Here is a 16,517-nt window from a genome sequence, read left to right as displayed (position 1 = left end):
TTGAAAAGCCCTGCTAAAATAACAAGGCTTACTTACTTATAGTGTAATTCCGAATTTTGAATGTAAAAGGTTTGTATATTGCATGTTTGTAACGGTTTCTTTCGTTTTTTTACCATTTTTCGCTACTGTAAGGCTATCTTTCGTTAAAGAGGCATGCCCATCTTCAGTTAGTTTTACAATAAGAGGTACTTTATTAAAGGGTGATCCTTCATGTTCAACGATAATTTTTTGTGCTGTATTTGCTTTTTCTTCATCCACTTCTTCTATATAAAATGCATAGCCTAACGTCCAATCATCAGCAGAAGATTGATCCAAGAACTCATTGTTTTTCCGCATCTCTAAAATGTAGTTTCCCTTTTCGGTCATTTCTTTACGAATACGATAATCTCCTGTAACAGAGTGAATGACTTCACCTGAGAAAGGGACAGGGGCAAGAGGTAAGTATGATCCGAATCCTACTTCAATTAAATAAAGTTCATTATGATGTGTTAAAACGATTGCGATATGGCCAGAATCAACAGCCCATATGGAGTTTGCAGCGTTATAAACTGTTCCTGAAACGAGATGAACATCGAATCCAGAATCTTTCAGGAAGTAATACATAGTAGGATTGAGTTCATAACAAAGACCGCCACGGTTATTTACTAAAATTTTCTCTTTCAAATTTTCTTTTGATATTTCTTTAAAATTCTTTTCGAGAATATTTAAGTTTTCAAAAGGAACAGTTTGTGCCATTGCGTACATAATGTTAGATAAATCTTCAAATGAAACTGTGTCTTTTTCTTCTATATGTAATCGTGCGAAAAATTGTTTTTGAAAGTCTGTCATCGAAATCCCTCCGTTATGCTTTTATAGGTAAATTGTAAACAATCTTGAATAGGATGTGAAATTAAAACTACGTTGAATATTTGAAATTAGACTAAAAATAATATGGGAGAGTGAGAGATTGCTACTTTACTAACGGTGGGACGAATATTATAATAATTCTGATAAACTATGCAAACGCTTTCTTGGAAGGGGATGGTGTACAGATGTTTAAAAGAATAACAATAGTCGGATTGTCAGTTTTTATGTTTTTACCTAGTATATATGAGGGGAGTAAAGCATATGCAGACACAGTTAACAATGGAACGTTAATGCAGTATTTTGAGTGGTATGCTCCGAATGATGGGAATCATTGGAATCGTTTGCGTACTGATGCTGAAAATTTAGCGGAAAAAGGAATTACATCTGTTTGGATACCACCTGCATATAAAGGAACTACGCAAAATGACGTAGGATATGGAGCATATGATTTATATGATCTGGGGGAATTCAATCAAAAGGGCACAGTGCGGACGAAATATGGGACGAAAGCACAATTGAAATCTGCAATTGACGCTTTACATAAGAAAAACATCGATGTATACGGTGATGTAGTTATGAATCATAAAGGTGGGGCTGATTATACAGAAACTGTCACAGCAGTTGAGGTAGACCCGAGCAATCGGAATATTGAAGTATCAGGTGATTATGAAATTAGTGCGTGGACGGGATTTAACTTTCCAGGGCGTGGAGATTCTTATTCTAATTTCAAATGGAAATGGTATCATTTTGACGGAACGGATTGGGATGAAGGAAGGAAATTAAACCGAATTTATAAATTTAGGGGCATAGGTAAAGCATGGGACTGGGAAGTGTCTAGCGAGAATGGGAATTATGATTATTTGATGTATGCGGATCTTGATTTTGGTCATCCAGATGTTGCGAATGAAATGAAAAAATGGGGAACGTGGTATGCGAATGAATTAAATTTAGATGGTTTTCGTTTAGATGCTGTTAAACATATTGATCATGAATATTTGCGCGATTGGGTAAATCACGTTAGACAGCAAACAGGGAAAGAAATGTTTACAGTAGCTGAATATTGGCAAAATGATATCCAGACTTTAAATAATTATTTAGCGAAGGTTAATTATAATCAATCTGTGTTCGATGCACCACTTCATTATAATTTTCATTATGCTTCAACAGGAAATGGAAATTATGATATGAGAAATATTTTAAAAGGAACGGTAGTTGCGAATCATCCTACACTTGCGGTTACTCTAGTTGAAAATCATGATTCACAGCCTGGTCAGTCATTGGAATCTGTAGTGAGCCCTTGGTTCAAGCCGCTGGCATATGCATTTATTTTAACGCGTGCAGAGGGGTATCCTTCTGTTTTCTATGGTGATTACTATGGTACAAAAGGAAATAGTAACTATGAAATTCCAGCGTTAAAGGACAAAATTGATCCGATTTTGACGGCACGAAAAAACTTTGCATATGGTACGCAGCGTGATTATTTTGATCATCCAGATGTGATTGGCTGGACAAGAGAAGGTGATAGTGTACATGCTAATTCTGGTTTAGCAACATTAATCTCTGATGGACCAGGAGGGGCAAAGTGGATGGATGTTGGAAAGAATAACGCAGGGGAAGTATGGTACGATATTACGGGTAATCAAACAAATACTGTAACAATTAATAAGGATGGTTGGGGACAATTCCAAGTAAGTGGAGGATCAGTTTCCATATATGTTCAGCAGTAATTTGGTGATGAAATAGGAGAGGGAAATATAAGTTTTCCTCTTCTTTTTATATTGTTATCCTTCCTAAATCTTTATGTTTATAAATGAACTAGTCGGCTTTTGAAACACCAAGAGATGCATTGGAATAAATAATGTCATCTTATTCGTACTCGAGGAACATCTCCTTACTGTGATTGCTATAGAACTAAATATTAGTATGTTTTTAATGTGATTTTAATAGATATTATATTTGCTTTACGATAAAATTATTATAATGCAAAATTACACTATTATCATAAAATGATAGTTAATGGGTATTTTTATACTTGTGGTTATTAGTGTTTTCTAAAGCAAGATGATGAGTTTTTATTATTCAAGTTAGCGAAGATAGTTTGATGTAGCGCTTTTTAGAAGAAGTTCTTTATATAAATCGTAATTTAAAATCCATAGGCACATTTCTGTATAGGTGGTAGTAGCAAAAGGAGAGGCAATATGAAAAGAACAATAATGAAATATAGTATAATGTTTAGTTTATTACTATTAACATCATGTGATATATCGAATGAAGAAATTGAACAAAAAGCACAAAGTTATACAAAATCGGAGTATGGTATGGTTGTTAAATTAAACGGAGTTGAAACTCTGGATAACGGAAAGGACTTCCTTGGTCCAAAGGGGCGGATAGTTACTGTGCAGCAAGTCGATGAACCACACTTGCAATTTCAACTGTACTTCGAGGGGCAAATCTCTCCAGAAGTAAATAATGATAACTATGAAAAGAAAAAGGAAGCAAATAATTTACAAGGAAGATTTAATACATATTATGGAGAGAAAAACACTATATTTACTTTTGATCAAATGCAGACTGGGGATAATGTTTCCGATAAGAATACTGAGGAACAAATAGCGAAGAAAAATTTGCAACAGTATTATACGGCAGTTTTTAAAAGTAATACTGTTTTAGATGTAAACAATTCTGTACATATGGAAACATTAGCGGGGGTTGCAAGAAGTATTCAGGAATTTAATAAAACGATTGAAAATAGTAAAAGTAATGTAGAAGATATAACGATTCAGTTGCCAAATATTAATAAGGATGTACTACAAAATATTCCTGTAGATTATATAGTAACGGCTGAAGATGCGAAAAAGACCCTTGAGAAAAAGGTTGATTATATGAACATTTTACAGTCTGCAAGGAAATAGTTTGACACCTTTACTTCTTACAAAACATATAGTATGATGATTTCAGTAAATTAGATTTCAATGACTATAATATAAATTAATGAGAGGTGCTTTTTGTGAGTGCGGTAGGTACTAAATAGGAAAAATTTAATGAAATAAATCGGATAAGACCAGGGGATTTTTATGTACATCATACCCCTAATTTTGTCATGCATTTATTTCAAAACCTATGAAGATACCTACAATACTTTATAAAGCGTGTAATAAGGGACTGCCATCTATTTTTTTATGGCTTATTTCCTCATATGTTATTACAAATGCCTTGTAAATGTAAAAGCTGCGGTATCCCCGCAGCTTTTTTGTATATGTTTTTATTGTATAATTATGGGATTTTATATATGACTCATTGGAATCTAATGAGTAGGTATCTTCATTTATGATAAAAATCAATCATAGTGAGGAGAAACAAAATGAATACGATGACTTTTGAAAAGCTACAATATAACGAATTAAAGGATATAGTGAAATCTTATTGTGTAAGTGGATTAGGTAAGGAATTATTAAACAAATTAGAGCCGAGTACGAGTATAAAAGTAGTGAGAAATCGGTTGAATGAAACGACAGAAGCACGAGCTATATTAGATGCAGAAGGGCATGTTCCTTTCTTCGGCATTTCTAATATTGCTAGTACAATTCAAAAATTAGAAAAAGGGATGATTTTAGATCCAGAAGAATTAGTCAGTGTTTCAGACTTTTTACGCGGATGTAGAAAGATTAAAAAGTTTATGTTAGATAAAGAATTTTTTGCACCAGTATTAGCTTCTTATGCAAATTCAATGACTGAATATAAAAGTATTGAAGAGGAAATTAACTTTTCAATTAAAGGAAATAGTATTGATGCAGCTGCAAGTAAAGAGTTAAAACGAATTCGAAATAATATCGATTCTGTAGATGGGAAAATAAAAGAACGTTTAACAAAGTTTTTAAATAGTAGTGCAAATAAGAAATTCATTCAGGAATTCTTTATTAGTAAAAAGGATGACCGTTATACGATTCCAATTAAATCTTCCTATAAAAACCAAGTTGCTGGAAGTATTATTGAAGCCTCGGCAAAAGGTTCTACTGTATTTATAGAACCGCATACGGTTACGAAATTGAATGCGGAACTAGCGGGTTTGAAAGCAGAAGAAGCGGTTGAAGAATATCAAATTTTAGCGACTTTATCAGGAATGGTGTTAGAAAACATTTATAGTATAAAGATTAACATGGAGCTAATTAGTCAGTATGATATGGTATTTGCAAAAGCGAAGTTTAGTAAATCAATTGATGGAATAGAGCCGAAGTTAAATGATCATGGCTACATTCATTTAGTGAATTGTAAGCATCCGCTTTTAACAGGGCAAGTTGTACCCTTAAATTTTGAAATTGGTCAAGAGTATCGTAGTTTAATTATTACAGGGCCGAATGCGGGCGGAAAGACAATTGTGTTAAAAACGATTGGATTGTTAACATTAGCTACAATGTCAGGTCTTCATATTGCAGGAGATAAAGGTACAGAAATCGCTATTTTTGAAAATGTATTTGTAGATATTGGTGATAATCAAAGTATCGAAAATGCACTAAGTACATTTTCATCTCATATGAAAAATCTTTCTGAGATTATGAGGATGTCAAATAATAATACGTTGTTATTATTTGATGAAATAGGAAGCGGGACTGAACCGAATGAAGGAGCAGCACTTGCAATTTCTATTTTAGAAGAGTTGTACCTTGCGGGATGTATTACCGTTGCGAGTACGCATTACGGAGAAATTAAACGATTCTCAGAAATGCACGATGACTTTATGAATGCAGCGATGCAGTTTAATAGTGAAACGCTAGAGCCGCTTTATAAATTAGTTATCGGAAAATCAGGAGAAAGTAATGCACTTTGGATTGCGAATAAAATGAGCGTAAAAGAACATGTGCTGAAAAGAGCGAAAGAGTACATGGGAAATAAAGAGTACGCCTTAGAAAAAGTGAATGAAAGTAAAATTAGAAAACCGAAATTTGTACAAGAAAAAAGAGAATTTCATTATGAGTACCAAATCGGCGATCGTGTGAATTTATTAGATTATGATGATTTTGGTATCATCTATAAGGAAAAAGATAATTTTTATAACGTTGTTGTATATTATAACGGTGAATTCGTTGAAGTAAATGTAAAACGTATGAATTTAGAGGTAGCAGCGAAGGAATTATACCCAGAGGGATACGATTTAAATACACTATTTGTCGATTATAAAGAGAGAAAAATGCAACATGATATTGAGCGCGGATCGAAAAAAGCATTGCGTAAAATTCAAAAAGAAATAAGAAAGAATAGAGGATAAGTTAAAATGGTAACGATTAGACAAGAACAAAAAAATGATTATAGAAAAACAGAAGAAGTCGTAAAAGAAGTATTTTCACTTGAAGAATTTAGTGATAAAACAGAACATGAACTTGTAAAACGTATTAGAGAATGTGAAGCATTTGTTCCGGAGTTATCAATTGTTGCGGTAGATGAAGATATAGTTGGTCACATTATGTTATCGAAAATTACAATAGAACAAGGTGGAACTTCTGTAGAATCGTTAGCACTTGCACCAGTTTCAGTTGCTAGGGGTCATCAGAAGAAAGGAATTGGTGGAAAACTGATCACGGCTGCTTTAGAAAAAGCGAAAGAACTTGGATACGGATCAGTTGTAGTATTAGGACATCCAGAGTACTACCCGAAATTTGGTTTTAAGAAAGCAAGTGAGTGGAATGTAAAAGCACCGTTTGAAGTGCCTGAAGAGGTATTTATGATAAAGGAATTAACAGAAAATGCTCTTCGAGGTGTAGAAGGAATTGTACAATATTCGAGTGCTTTTGCTGAGTAGGAGTACCGGTTAAGAAATGTAATCATAAAAGATGCTATCTTTTTGTATGGATATACAGAAAGATAGCTTTTTTTATTAAGCGGATCTACTGACGTATATTTTGCTCAATGAATAATTGAGGTGGTAAAATTGATATAGAAACGTAAAGGGAGAGAATGAAATGAATAAGCGAGAAACAGATAGCAATGAGAATGTAGTGACGTTATATGTTACAAGACACGGTAAAACAATATTAAATACGAATCATCGCGCGCAAGGTTGGGCAGATTCTCCTTTAGTAGAAAAAGGTGTTGAAGTTGCCACAAATTTAGGAACAGGATTAAAAGATATTCATTTTATGAACGCATATAGTAGTGATAGCGGCCGCGCAATTGAAACTGCTAATTTAGTATTAAAATATAGTGAGCAATCAAAATTAAAACTTGAGCAAAGAAAAGATTTGCGAGAATTAAATTTCGGTATTTTTGAAGGTGAAAAACTTGAGAATATGTGGGATGTGGTTGGAAAAGCTGCAGGCGTTGCATCACCAGAAGAACTCTTGAAGCTTTCTATTCAAGAAGTGATTAATCTTATTAGAGTAGCAGATCCGACAAAACAGGCGGAAGATTGGGAATTGTTTTCTACTCGTATAAAAACAGAGATAGATAAAATTAGTGAAGAATCTGCTGCAAATGGTGGCGGTAACGTTTTAGTTGTCGTTCATGGGCTTTTGATTACTACCTTAATAGAAATGTTAGACAGTAGCAAAACAAAACTTGGAGTGGAAAATGCTAGCGTGACGAAGATTGTATATCAAGATGGAACATACACAGTCGAGTCTGTTGGAGATATGAGTTACGTTGCAAAAGGGAAAGAAAGTGTGGAAATATAAAAATAAGAAAAGGAAGGTAGAGAAATCTAGCTTCCTTTTTTATTGGAACGATTATGGGATCAATAAAATCTTCCCTGTGCTTTTTCGGCTCTCTAATAATTCATGAGCACGGGCACCATCTTGTAAAGAGAATGTAGTAGAACTTGCGATCTTTAATTTTTCGGTCGCAATCCATTCGAATAATTGAGAGGAGCGTTCTATTCTCTCTTCATAAGATGTAAGCACGTTCCAAAGGTCTCCGCCAGTTAAAGTTTTCGAAGTATCCATAAGCATACGTGGATCAACTGGCGCAGGATTACCGCCGGCCATTCCGTAAAATACGACAGTACCGCCAGTTTTAGTAGCATTAAAACTCTCCTCTAATGTAGAACCTACTGATTCATATACAACATTTACTCCATCACCATTTGTTATTTCAACTACTTTTGTATGCCATGTTTCCGTATATAAAAAAACGTGATCAGCACCAGCTAATGTAGCTATCTTTGCTTTTTCTTTTGATGACGTTAGGCCGATTACTTTTCCGCCTAGTAGTTTAATTATTTGAATAAGAAGTTGCCCAACACCACCAGCTGCAGCGTGTACTAAAGCTATATCACCTTGTTTTATTTCATAGCTATCTTTCGTTAAATAATGTGCGGTTAGACCTTGCAATAAGACAGAAGCGGCTGTTTCAAAAGAGATAGAATCTAAAAGCTTAATTGCTTTCTCAGACGGAACAGCAACTAGCTCTGCATTTGCAAATGGGACATCAGCAAATGCAATACGATCTCCAGGATTAATATTCGTAACGTCAGCTCCTACTTTTTCAACAATGCCAGCCCCTTCATAACCTAATATAAAAGGCGGGGTACCAGCGAGATGATAATCACCGCGGCGTCTATAAATGTCGGCGAAATTTAAACCGATTGCTTTCGTGCGGACAATAATTTCATTTGGATTTATGATTGGATCATTTAGTTCTTTATATTGTAGTACATCCGGATTTCCGAACTGTTCGAAACAAAGTGCTTTCATATGGAATACCTCCATTTTTATTGTTTGTAGATGCTCTTTATCATACAATACAAATATCAATAGACAAAGAGGATTATTTCGATGAAATCAATCGGGAATATCGATTGAAAAGAGGGACGATAAATGGAGATAAAACAATTAATTACATTTAAAGTAGCGGCGGATACTTTGAATTTTACACAAACTGCGAAGAAATTAAACTTTGCTCAATCGAGTGTGACAGCGCAAATTAAAACGTTAGAAGCTGAGTTAGGTACGCCGTTATTTGAAAGATTAGGAAAACGCCTTTTCTTAACTGAAGCAGGTAGGAAGTTTCAACTATATGCCGACAAGATGATTGCGCTCAGCAACGAAGCAAAAATGGCTGTGAAAGATGATGAAGAAATAGCAGGTACGTTAATAATTGGTGCACAAGAAAGTCAATGTACATACAGACTTCCTTCTATATTAAAGAAGTTTAAAGCACAATTTCCTCAAATAAAGCTTATATTTAAACCAGCGCATTCCAATAAAGATGCGAAGGAACAATTGATGGAGGGAAAAGTCGATCTTGCATTTATTTTGGACGAATGTAAAACAGAAGATACTTTACATGTGGAGCCGCTTATGAAAGAAGAATTAAAAATAGTAGCTGCTTCAGGGCATCATTTACTCGAGAAAGCTTCCATTTCTACAAAAGATTTAGAAAGTGAGACGTTGTTGCTAACAGAGCTAGGGTGCTCGTACCGGACTTTATTTGAAGAGCTACTTCGTACAGAAGATGTGTATCCAGCAAATAAAATTGAGTTCGTTAGTGTAGAGGCAATTAAACAATGTGTTATTGCAGATTTAGGAATAGCTGTTTTACCAGCGATAGTAGTAGAAAAAGATATACGAGAAGGGACGATAGAAGAGTTACATGTAGAAAGTGCAATCTCACCGATTTATACACAAATTGCTTGGCATAAAGATAAATGGATGACATTGCCACTGCAGCAATTTATTGATGTAACGAGGGAGTTTTTTACAACAGATTAAGTGGAGAAATATTTATTTTATATAAAAGAAAAAATGGCAATTTTGTATAAAGAACCGATGCTTGCATGTAACAAGTATCGGTTCTTTTATGTTTTAAATAAAGGATGCTATAAAATGTGTATTTCTCAACTTTTTTTCTTACAAGGATAAGTAAAGTTCTTCGTATATTCCAATAATCATAAGGGAATTTACAACGTTAATTCGTTTCTGTAAGATGCCTCTAGGAAGCATGGAAGGAGGGCTGACACAGCAGTATAGGTTGTGTTTAGTATACATAATCATTTTGAGGGGGAATTTAAAATGTTTAAAAAGTTAATGAAAGTATGCGTGTTAAGTGCGGCAAGTATAGGTGTATTATTTAGTTTTCAAGGAAGTACATTTGCAGCTACTGATTTAAGTAGTTATTATGACGGGAAAAATCCAGCAACAACGAAAGTATACGGGGGAAGTACAACGTGTGATGCAGATGGATTTAATGCAAAGTCTACAGCAGTTTATGAGGGTAGTAAAAAAGTAGGGACAGTGTATTTACGTTACAGTAATAAATGTCATGCAGCATGGTCTAAGCTTGTTTTAGATCAACCAGCTCCTTCTGTTTCTGGAGGGGTATATGCTTACGCTGTTATTAATAAATATAAAAATGGTGTATTCCAAAAATCAATAGACTCTAATAGTGGCAATGGAGCAATTAAAACAGGACAAACGAGTACGTATACAGGAATGGTGTTTGATTTAACTGCTGATTTTGGTTATACAGCTGATGCCGAAGCGGTGACGATTAATAATGGTTACGGGAAAACAGCACGTTATTAATAAAGGAGTGGAATTCTATGAAGCTTTTTAAAAAGGTAAGCGCATGTCTTTGTCTGGCATTGCTCATCGTAACTAGTGTGTTTAGTACGACCAATAATGATAAAGCATACGCGGAAGACCATTCATATGATGGAAAAAGTCCTTATTATAATAGCTGTAATCAATCCGCAGTAACGAAAGAAAAGAAGTGGATTGATTCAAACTCTTATGTGGAATTAAAATTTAGCACGACGTGTAAGACAGCATGGGCAAAAGTTACTGTAACTCGCCTGGCAGTTTATAATAATGAAGCTGATGCAAGGATTGTTAGAAAAACAGATGGAAAGGCATACACTTGCGGAAGTGCTGGAGGAAATGGTGTTGTAAATAAAGGGCAAACATCATGCTATACACCAATGGTATATGATTTAGATCCAAGAAAAGCACAAGCGCAGGGGAAACATGCAATTCCGAATAGTGATGCATATAATTATGCGGAGACTATTTGGTATTGATGAGGAAATGGAGAATGTAAGATAGAATATTTTAAGAGCATGTTTTGATTGGATTTCAAAACATGCTCGATTTGCATTCAGTCTAATTTTTTTAGTAATCATGGACCATTGAATTAACTAAGGTCTGTATCAGGAGGAGTATATCCAAGGTGCCTAGCCATTGATACAATTTGTCCTTTATGGTGAAACTCATGAGTCTCCGTATGAGTTAAAAGCCATAGCGGAGTTGTACTCCAAAGCTCTTTTTGCCACTTTACTTCATTTGCTATATTTTCGAGCCAACGGTCATTGTATTCATCTAAAAAACGTTGTACAGTCTCATCTACTAACTTAAATCTATCACGGACTTTCTCAACATCTGCATGCTCAATTTCATCATCATTAGCGAATGAAAAATTTGCTCGTTTTTGCTTGAATGCAAATGATCCAAGCCAGTATCGATAGCAATCGGCTACATGAATATGTGTCTTTATAATGCTACCGCTCCCGAAATTCGGAACAGTGCTATGTAATTTTTCTAGTGGGATTTCTTCCAAAAATGAAAATAGAGTTTCTCTTGTAGAGCTAATAAGATTATATTGTTGTTTTAAAATATGTAACATGTAAGTACACTCCTCTTTTATTTACATAGTAAGTAATTCTATATTTACGAGGAGGGAACCTTTTTATTATTTTTAATAAGCATATTAGATGTATTTCTTATTTATTTCTGATAGATTAAACAAGGTAAAACTTTAATGAATTGAGCATTCTTAGTTCATAATAAATTGTACATCAAGAAGGAGAACGATAAAGTGAATAGACTAGTTGGCTTAAAACAATTTGAAATAACGCGCGGGGCATTACTTAAATTTATGGAGACGCTAGATGATAAAATTGCAGATATGCAGCCAGAGGGTTTTAACAATACAATTCGTTGGCATATTGGTCACGTGTTAACAGCAGCAGAAGTTTTCATGTTTGGAAAAGAATTCAAACAATTACCAACTGAATATCCAGGTATGTTTGGATATGGATCAAGACCATCTAAATGGAAAACAGAAGGACCATCATTAGAAGTGTTAACGACTCAATTAAAAGAACAAGCAAAGCGTATTAACGAAATGCCAGCAGAAGCATTTGAAGATAAACTACCAGAGCCGTTTTTAGGATTGGAAACTGTTGGTGAGCTTTACGGTATGATGCTTTATCATGAAGCAGATCATATTGGGCAAATGAAGGCGATGGAACGTATTATTAAAGCTCTTTAGTCTTAATTGCATATAACAAGCAATACAGTTGTAATGTTAAATAATATATACAAAAAAGGTAGATAAATTATTATCTACCTTTTTTGTATAACTTCTTGAAGGATTAGAGAATTTTATAATTTTTTAGGTTGTGATTATTAATTGTAGTATTCCTAAATATGGAATATAAGTATAATGATAGAGAAGAACTAGAAATAGGGGTGAATACTATGATTACATTAGAGCAAAAGTTAGAGCAATATAAACATACATATGTACAGTTAAAGGGAGAACTAAAATGGAAAACGAGTGATTCTCGAACAGGAATGATGATTGCTGCTATGTATGCAGGTAGTGATAAATTGTTTAATCTCGAACGTTTTTTAGAAATTAGTAGTTATATTAAGAATGAGGTAGGGATGTTTTCATACTTAAAGTCTTATCATCGTTTTGTAGTGGCCGCAACATTAGATATTCACTTTACAGATTACAAGGAAGCTTTTCGGACGTTTTTAGATTTATATGAACAATTGGTCACTGGTGGCTTTAGCCGGAGTATATTTACTTATCTCGCAGCAGCTGTGCTTTTAACAGAAGAAAATGAACAGCATGGCGCGCACATTCAGCGTTCGATGCAAGTATATAAACGCATGAAAAAGGATCACCTCTTTCTGACAAGTACAAATGATTATCCGCTCGCAGTTTTATTAGCAGGACAATCAGAGCATGTAGAAACACTTATGGACCGAGTGGAACGTCTTTATCAGAAACTAGCGACAGCTGGTTTGCGTAAAGGGAATGATCTTCAATTTTTGAGTCATATTCTTTCACTAAAGAAGGATGTCAGGGAAGAACTATTAGTTGCAAAATGTACAAATATATGGAATTTGTTAAAGCAAGAAAAGGTAAAAGTAAAACAGATGCATTACCCAGCTATCGGGCTACTAGCGTTACTCGAGGACGGAGAAAAAGAGATTCATTCTATTAGAGCATTTATTGAAAAATTGCAGGGGGATAAATTGTTCCGTTGGCATACAGATACAAATATTCTTATTGCTATTCAACTGTTCGTAAGTCAGAAAGGTGAGGAAAGTAAAGCTACTAACACAGGTTTACAAACAATGATAGAAGTCCTCATACAAGCACAACAGGCAGCCATGATGGCAACGATTGCCGCTTCATCTGCAGCAACATCTTCTGCTAGTAGTAGTTCATAATGTGCAACTGCTTATACTCTTGTAAATTATAAATTCTTTGATAAGGACGTTTTAAAAAATATTACTAAAAAAAGCCCATCACTCTCTAATGATTGATGGGCTAACTGTTTTTACATAATTAGCATTATCTTTTTGATTGCTTCAAATGTTTGAGTTGCGTAACAATCATAATGCTAATAACAACGAGTAAAAACCATGAGCTAATTTTGCTTAAGTGAACGAGGTTCCATGCTTCCCGTTGATTTGGATATTGCCATGCACTGAAAAATGTTGCGATGTTCTCTGCAATCCAAATGAAGAATCCGATAAGGAAAAAGGAGAGAACGAGTGGCATTGTATATGTAACGCCTTGTAATGAAAATTGTACAAATGTGCGAGAGAAAACAAGGAATAGTAGTAAAGTTAATATCCATCTAAAATCGTATGTAAAGTGGTGTGTGAAAAAATTGAAGTAAATCATAGCTCCTAACGGCACGGCAAAAATAGCTTTCGGCCAATGATGCATTTTTAAATGCAACCTTCTCCACGCTTGGCATATGTAACTTGCGACACTTGCGTACATAAAGCCGCTGTAAAGTGGAACTCCAAAAATCTTTGAATACGCCTCTTCAGGATAACTCCATGAACCAAAATGAACTTTATATATTTCTAGTAAAAGGCCGATGAGGTGAAAGACAGTAATTACTTTTAATTCGTCTTTCGTCTCAAGTCCAGTCTTGTACATAATCCACTGCATAAGAAGACATGCAATGAGTATGAAATCATAGCGATATAACCCTGGAATAGAAACGATTTTTGAAAGGGCTAGTGTTAAGAAAATAACGACTGGGAATAAGCAAGATAATGCTTGCTCGTAAGTGAAGTGTAGTAGTTGTTTTATATATAACATTGGGTCACCTTCGGTATTTTTATTTGAAAACTCGAAATAATGATTAAGTATACTACACTTTTAAAAATAAGCTAGTAGTCTATTTTGCGTGTATTTGTAAGTTTTGGAAGGGAATTGAAATAAACATTTTAATATTTAGCGAAGTTAAAAAATAGTTTGCTATTTAAAAAAAGTGGCGATATAATATCTAAATGAAAATGATAATTATTATCAATAATAATTACAAATAAAAAATAATTATAAAAAACAACTGAATATAAAGGATGAAATGAAACATGTTACATAAGTCTACTGTACATGCTGGTAATAACCGCTGGATACATATTAAGTTCATATGTTTCATGAGCTTAACAATTTTATGTTTAATTGGATCTATATTTTTAGCCATTTCATTTGGTGCAAAAGATATTCATTTACAAACGGTGTGGGCAGCGGTTTTGGATTACAATCCGAAACTAACACAGCACCAAATTATTTATGAATTAAGGCTCCCGAGAGTAATTGGTGCAGCAGTTGTAGGGGCAGCTTTTGCGGTTGCTGGTGCTGTTATGCAAGGTGTAACACGAAATCCTTTAGCTGATGCAGGTGTACTCGGAATAAATGCAGGTGCGATGTTTGTAGTAGCACTTAGTTTTGCTTTTTTCCCACATATGCCGTATTCCTATTTAATGATTGTTTCCTTTATTGGAGCTGTTTTAAGTACAGTACTTATTTTTGTTATTGGATCAGCAACATCAGGCGGGTTAACACCAATGAGGTTAACGATTGCTGGAGCGGTTATGGCAGCGCTTTTACATTCATTAAGTTCAGGTGTTGCGATTTATTATGATTTAAGCCAAGATTTAGCGTTTTGGTATGCTGGTGGTGTTGCAGGGGTTAAGTGGGAACACTTGAAATTTTTAGTCCCTATTATTCTTATAACGATTATTTTTGCGACAATGCTAGGGAGATCTATTTCACTCATATCAATGGGAGATGATGTTGCTACAAATTTAGGAGTGAAAACGAACCGAACGAGAATACTAGGGATGATTATAGTAGTTATTCTGGCGGGTGTTTCTGTTTCAGCTGTTGGTTCTATTGGATTTGTAGGACTAGTTATCCCGCACATTGCTAGAAAATTAGTTGGTGTTCATTATAGACTCATTATTCCTATGTCAGCATTATTAGGAGCTATGTTATTAGTTGTAGCTGATTTAGGGGCAAGAACAGTAAACCCTCCTAAGGAACTTGCGATAGGGATTATGGTAGCTCTTGTTGGAGTTCCGTTCTTTCTCTATATAGCACGTAAAGTTGGGAGGGAATTATAAGTGAAGGATCTTTTTAACACGGATAAAAAGAGAGCTATTACTGTAACTACAATCTTCGGATGTATAAGTATCGCTGTAATTTTAATTAGTTTAAATACAGGGACACTGAGTATAGCGCCACTTAGAGTAATTGAAACCCTTTTTGGTTATGGTGATTTTGAGAGTGCAACCGTACTATATGATTATCGTATGCCAAGAATAATAATCACGATGTTAGCCGGTATTGGTCTTGGTATTTCCGGTGCAATTTTGCAAGGGTTATCCCGTAATGCACTTGCAGATCCTGGTATCTTAGGATTGCATTCAGGTGCATCTTTCGGTCTTATCGTATTTGTTACTCTCTTTCATTCTATTAATGAGAGTGCATCCATTTTAATACCGTTATTTACATTTGGCGGAGGAGTATTAGCTGCATTTCTTATTATTTTACTTGCGAGTGATCGGTCAAAAGGCTTATTTCCCATTAGACTTATTCTCGTTGGTATTGCAGTTTCAGCTGGCTTTAGTGCAATTTCGTTATTTTTCTCTCTCAAGTTAAATGATGAGACGTATACATTCGCTTCTAGATGGCTAGTTGGTAACGTGTGGGGAAGGGATTGGATTCATGTCTTTGCATTATTACCTTGGATTTTCATACTAACCCCTTATGCGTGGCTAAAATCTAAAACGTTAAATGCATTGTCACTAGGTGATAGTGTAGCAGCAGGACTTGGTGTTTCTGTTCAAAAAGAACGGTTATTACTTTTAGCTACAGCGGTTGGATTATCTTGCGCAAGTGTATCGATGGCAGGAGGAATTGGTTTTATCGGTTTAGTTGCTCCGCATATCGCAAGGAAGTTAGTAGGTACTACATATCAACACTTTCTTCCTTTAGCTGGCATTATCGGAATGATTATTTTAGTGCTAGCAGATACGATAGGTCGTTCTATATTTGAGCCAAACTCTATTCCAGCTGGTGTAGTAGTGGCAGCTTTAGGAGCACCGTATTTTCTTTATTTACTTACAAAAACAAAATAAATA

Annotated in this window: 16 protein-coding genes; 12 read left to right on the top strand and 4 right to left on the bottom strand. The window is 34.8% G+C overall.

All coding sequences use genetic code 11. The annotated features are described in order from the left end of the window. Positions 1 to 36: 36 nt before the first annotated feature. On the bottom strand, positions 37 to 828 hold the full coding sequence (locus tag NST86_RS17530) for an arylamine N-acetyltransferase family protein (RefSeq protein WP_016118393.1): 792 nt from the start codon (positions 826 to 828) through the stop codon (positions 37 to 39). A 203-nt stretch (positions 829 to 1,031) separates the two neighbouring features. Between NST86_RS17530 and amyS the strand changes: the two genes are divergently transcribed. From amyS to NST86_RS17505, 5 genes are all read left to right on the top strand, one after another. Further along, positions 1,032 to 2,573 carry an alpha-amylase gene (amyS, locus tag NST86_RS17525; RefSeq protein WP_016118392.1) on the top strand — a complete coding sequence of 514 codons (1,542 nt, stop codon included), beginning with the start codon at positions 1,032 to 1,034 and terminating at the stop codon, positions 2,571 to 2,573. A 471-nt stretch (positions 2,574 to 3,044) separates the two neighbouring features. Next, positions 3,045 to 3,758 (top strand): hypothetical protein, encoded by a 714-nt coding sequence (locus NST86_RS17520; protein WP_000831441.1) that lies wholly within the window; start codon positions 3,045 to 3,047, stop codon positions 3,756 to 3,758. A 449-nt stretch (positions 3,759 to 4,207) separates the two neighbouring features. Next, a complete protein-coding gene (locus NST86_RS17515; protein WP_086423479.1) occupies positions 4,208 to 6,109 on the top strand; it encodes an endonuclease MutS2 in 1,902 nt (633 codons plus the stop codon). A 6-nt stretch (positions 6,110 to 6,115) separates the two neighbouring features. Then, on the top strand, positions 6,116 to 6,640 hold the full coding sequence (locus NST86_RS17510) for a GNAT family N-acetyltransferase (RefSeq protein ID WP_000256479.1): 525 nt from the start codon (positions 6,116 to 6,118) through the stop codon (positions 6,638 to 6,640). A 160-nt stretch (positions 6,641 to 6,800) separates the two neighbouring features. Further along, the gene (locus tag NST86_RS17505) at positions 6,801 to 7,511 is read left to right on the top strand and encodes a histidine phosphatase family protein (protein WP_001042050.1); all 711 of its coding nucleotides are present in this window, start codon (positions 6,801 to 6,803) and stop codon (positions 7,509 to 7,511) included. A 51-nt stretch (positions 7,512 to 7,562) separates the two neighbouring features. On the opposite strand, the gene NST86_RS17500 is transcribed toward NST86_RS17505, so the two are convergent. Next, complete coding sequence (locus NST86_RS17500) at positions 7,563 to 8,528, bottom strand: quinone oxidoreductase family protein (protein ID WP_016118389.1); 966 nt, start codon at positions 8,526 to 8,528, stop codon at positions 7,563 to 7,565. Between the two features lie 123 nt (positions 8,529 to 8,651). On the opposite strand from NST86_RS17500, the gene NST86_RS17495 reads away from it, so the two are divergent. From NST86_RS17495 to NST86_RS17485, 3 genes are all read left to right on the top strand, one after another. Continuing rightward, complete coding sequence (locus tag NST86_RS17495; protein WP_016118388.1) at positions 8,652 to 9,545, top strand: LysR family transcriptional regulator; 894 nt, start codon at positions 8,652 to 8,654, stop codon at positions 9,543 to 9,545. A 300-nt stretch (positions 9,546 to 9,845) separates the two neighbouring features. Beyond that, positions 9,846 to 10,358, top strand: coding sequence for a DUF2690 domain-containing protein (locus tag NST86_RS17490; RefSeq protein WP_016118387.1), 513 nt, complete (start codon positions 9,846 to 9,848; stop codon positions 10,356 to 10,358). 17 nt (positions 10,359 to 10,375) lie between these two features. Then, complete coding sequence (locus NST86_RS17485) at positions 10,376 to 10,852, top strand: DUF2690 domain-containing protein (RefSeq protein WP_000765223.1); 477 nt, start codon at positions 10,376 to 10,378, stop codon at positions 10,850 to 10,852. Between the two features lie 113 nt (positions 10,853 to 10,965). Here the strand turns inward: NST86_RS17485 and NST86_RS17480 are convergent, their stop codons facing one another. Continuing rightward, positions 10,966 to 11,454 (bottom strand): DinB family protein, encoded by a 489-nt coding sequence (locus NST86_RS17480; RefSeq protein WP_016118386.1) that lies wholly within the window; start codon positions 11,452 to 11,454, stop codon positions 10,966 to 10,968. Between the two features lie 171 nt (positions 11,455 to 11,625). Between NST86_RS17480 and NST86_RS17475 the strand changes: the two genes are divergently transcribed. Together NST86_RS17475 and NST86_RS17470 are read left to right on the top strand one after the other, a co-directional pair. Beyond that, on the top strand, positions 11,626 to 12,102 hold the full coding sequence (locus NST86_RS17475; RefSeq protein WP_170964303.1) for a DinB family protein: 477 nt from the start codon (positions 11,626 to 11,628) through the stop codon (positions 12,100 to 12,102). A gap of 158 nt (positions 12,103 to 12,260) precedes the next feature. Further along, a complete protein-coding gene (locus NST86_RS17470; RefSeq protein WP_016118384.1) occupies positions 12,261 to 13,298 on the top strand; it encodes a DUF4003 domain-containing protein in 1,038 nt (345 codons plus the stop codon). Positions 13,299 to 13,422: 124 nt separating this feature from the next. Here the strand turns inward: NST86_RS17470 and NST86_RS17465 are convergent, their stop codons facing one another. Further along, positions 13,423 to 14,187 (bottom strand): DUF817 domain-containing protein, encoded by a 765-nt coding sequence (locus NST86_RS17465; RefSeq protein WP_016118383.1) that lies wholly within the window; start codon positions 14,185 to 14,187, stop codon positions 13,423 to 13,425. A 275-nt stretch (positions 14,188 to 14,462) separates the two neighbouring features. On the opposite strand from NST86_RS17465, the gene NST86_RS17460 reads away from it, so the two are divergent. Together NST86_RS17460 and NST86_RS17455 are read left to right on the top strand one after the other, a co-directional pair. Then, positions 14,463 to 15,497, top strand: a complete 1,035-nt coding sequence (locus NST86_RS17460; RefSeq protein WP_016118382.1) for a FecCD family ABC transporter permease — start codon at positions 14,463 to 14,465, stop codon at positions 15,495 to 15,497. Continuing rightward, the gene (locus NST86_RS17455) at positions 15,498 to 16,514 is read left to right on the top strand and encodes a FecCD family ABC transporter permease (protein WP_016118381.1); all 1,017 of its coding nucleotides are present in this window, start codon (positions 15,498 to 15,500) and stop codon (positions 16,512 to 16,514) included. It begins immediately after the preceding gene. Positions 16,515 to 16,517: the final 3 nt, after the last annotated feature.

The sequence above is a fragment of the Bacillus sp. FSL L8-0199 genome (genome assembly GCF_038005705.1).
Classification (GTDB): Bacteria; Bacillota; Bacilli; order Bacillales; family Bacillaceae_G; genus Bacillus_A; species Bacillus_A cereus.
The sequence above is the reverse complement of the archived record's forward strand: the minus strand, read 5'-3'. Positions and strand labels throughout refer to the sequence as shown.

What these genes read in the sequence shown, in the direction of transcription:
- NST86_RS17530 (WP_016118393.1), bottom strand. Translation starts at nt 828, where the DNA reads ATGACAGACTTTCAAAAACAATTTTTCGCACGATTACATATAGAAGAA.
- amyS (WP_016118392.1), top strand. Translation starts at nt 1,032, where the DNA reads ATGTTTAAAAGAATAACAATAGTCGGATTGTCAGTTTTTATGTTTTTA.
- NST86_RS17520 (WP_000831441.1), top strand. Translation starts at nt 3,045, where the DNA reads ATGAAAAGAACAATAATGAAATATAGTATAATGTTTAGTTTATTACTA.
- NST86_RS17515 (WP_086423479.1), top strand. Translation starts at nt 4,208, where the DNA reads ATGAATACGATGACTTTTGAAAAGCTACAATATAACGAATTAAAGGAT.
- NST86_RS17510 (WP_000256479.1), top strand. Translation starts at nt 6,116, where the DNA reads ATGGTAACGATTAGACAAGAACAAAAAAATGATTATAGAAAAACAGAA.
- NST86_RS17505 (WP_001042050.1), top strand. Translation starts at nt 6,801, where the DNA reads ATGAATAAGCGAGAAACAGATAGCAATGAGAATGTAGTGACGTTATAT.
- NST86_RS17500 (WP_016118389.1), bottom strand. Translation starts at nt 8,528, where the DNA reads ATGAAAGCACTTTGTTTCGAACAGTTCGGAAATCCGGATGTACTACAA.
- NST86_RS17495 (WP_016118388.1), top strand. Translation starts at nt 8,652, where the DNA reads ATGGAGATAAAACAATTAATTACATTTAAAGTAGCGGCGGATACTTTG.
- NST86_RS17490 (WP_016118387.1), top strand. Translation starts at nt 9,846, where the DNA reads ATGTTTAAAAAGTTAATGAAAGTATGCGTGTTAAGTGCGGCAAGTATA.
- NST86_RS17485 (WP_000765223.1), top strand. Translation starts at nt 10,376, where the DNA reads ATGAAGCTTTTTAAAAAGGTAAGCGCATGTCTTTGTCTGGCATTGCTC.
- NST86_RS17480 (WP_016118386.1), bottom strand. Translation starts at nt 11,454, where the DNA reads ATGTTACATATTTTAAAACAACAATATAATCTTATTAGCTCTACAAGA.
- NST86_RS17470 (WP_016118384.1), top strand. Translation starts at nt 12,261, where the DNA reads ATGGAATATAAGTATAATGATAGAGAAGAACTAGAAATAGGGGTGAAT.
- NST86_RS17465 (WP_016118383.1), bottom strand. Translation starts at nt 14,187, where the DNA reads ATGTTATATATAAAACAACTACTACACTTCACTTACGAGCAAGCATTA.
- NST86_RS17460 (WP_016118382.1), top strand. Translation starts at nt 14,463, where the DNA reads ATGTTACATAAGTCTACTGTACATGCTGGTAATAACCGCTGGATACAT.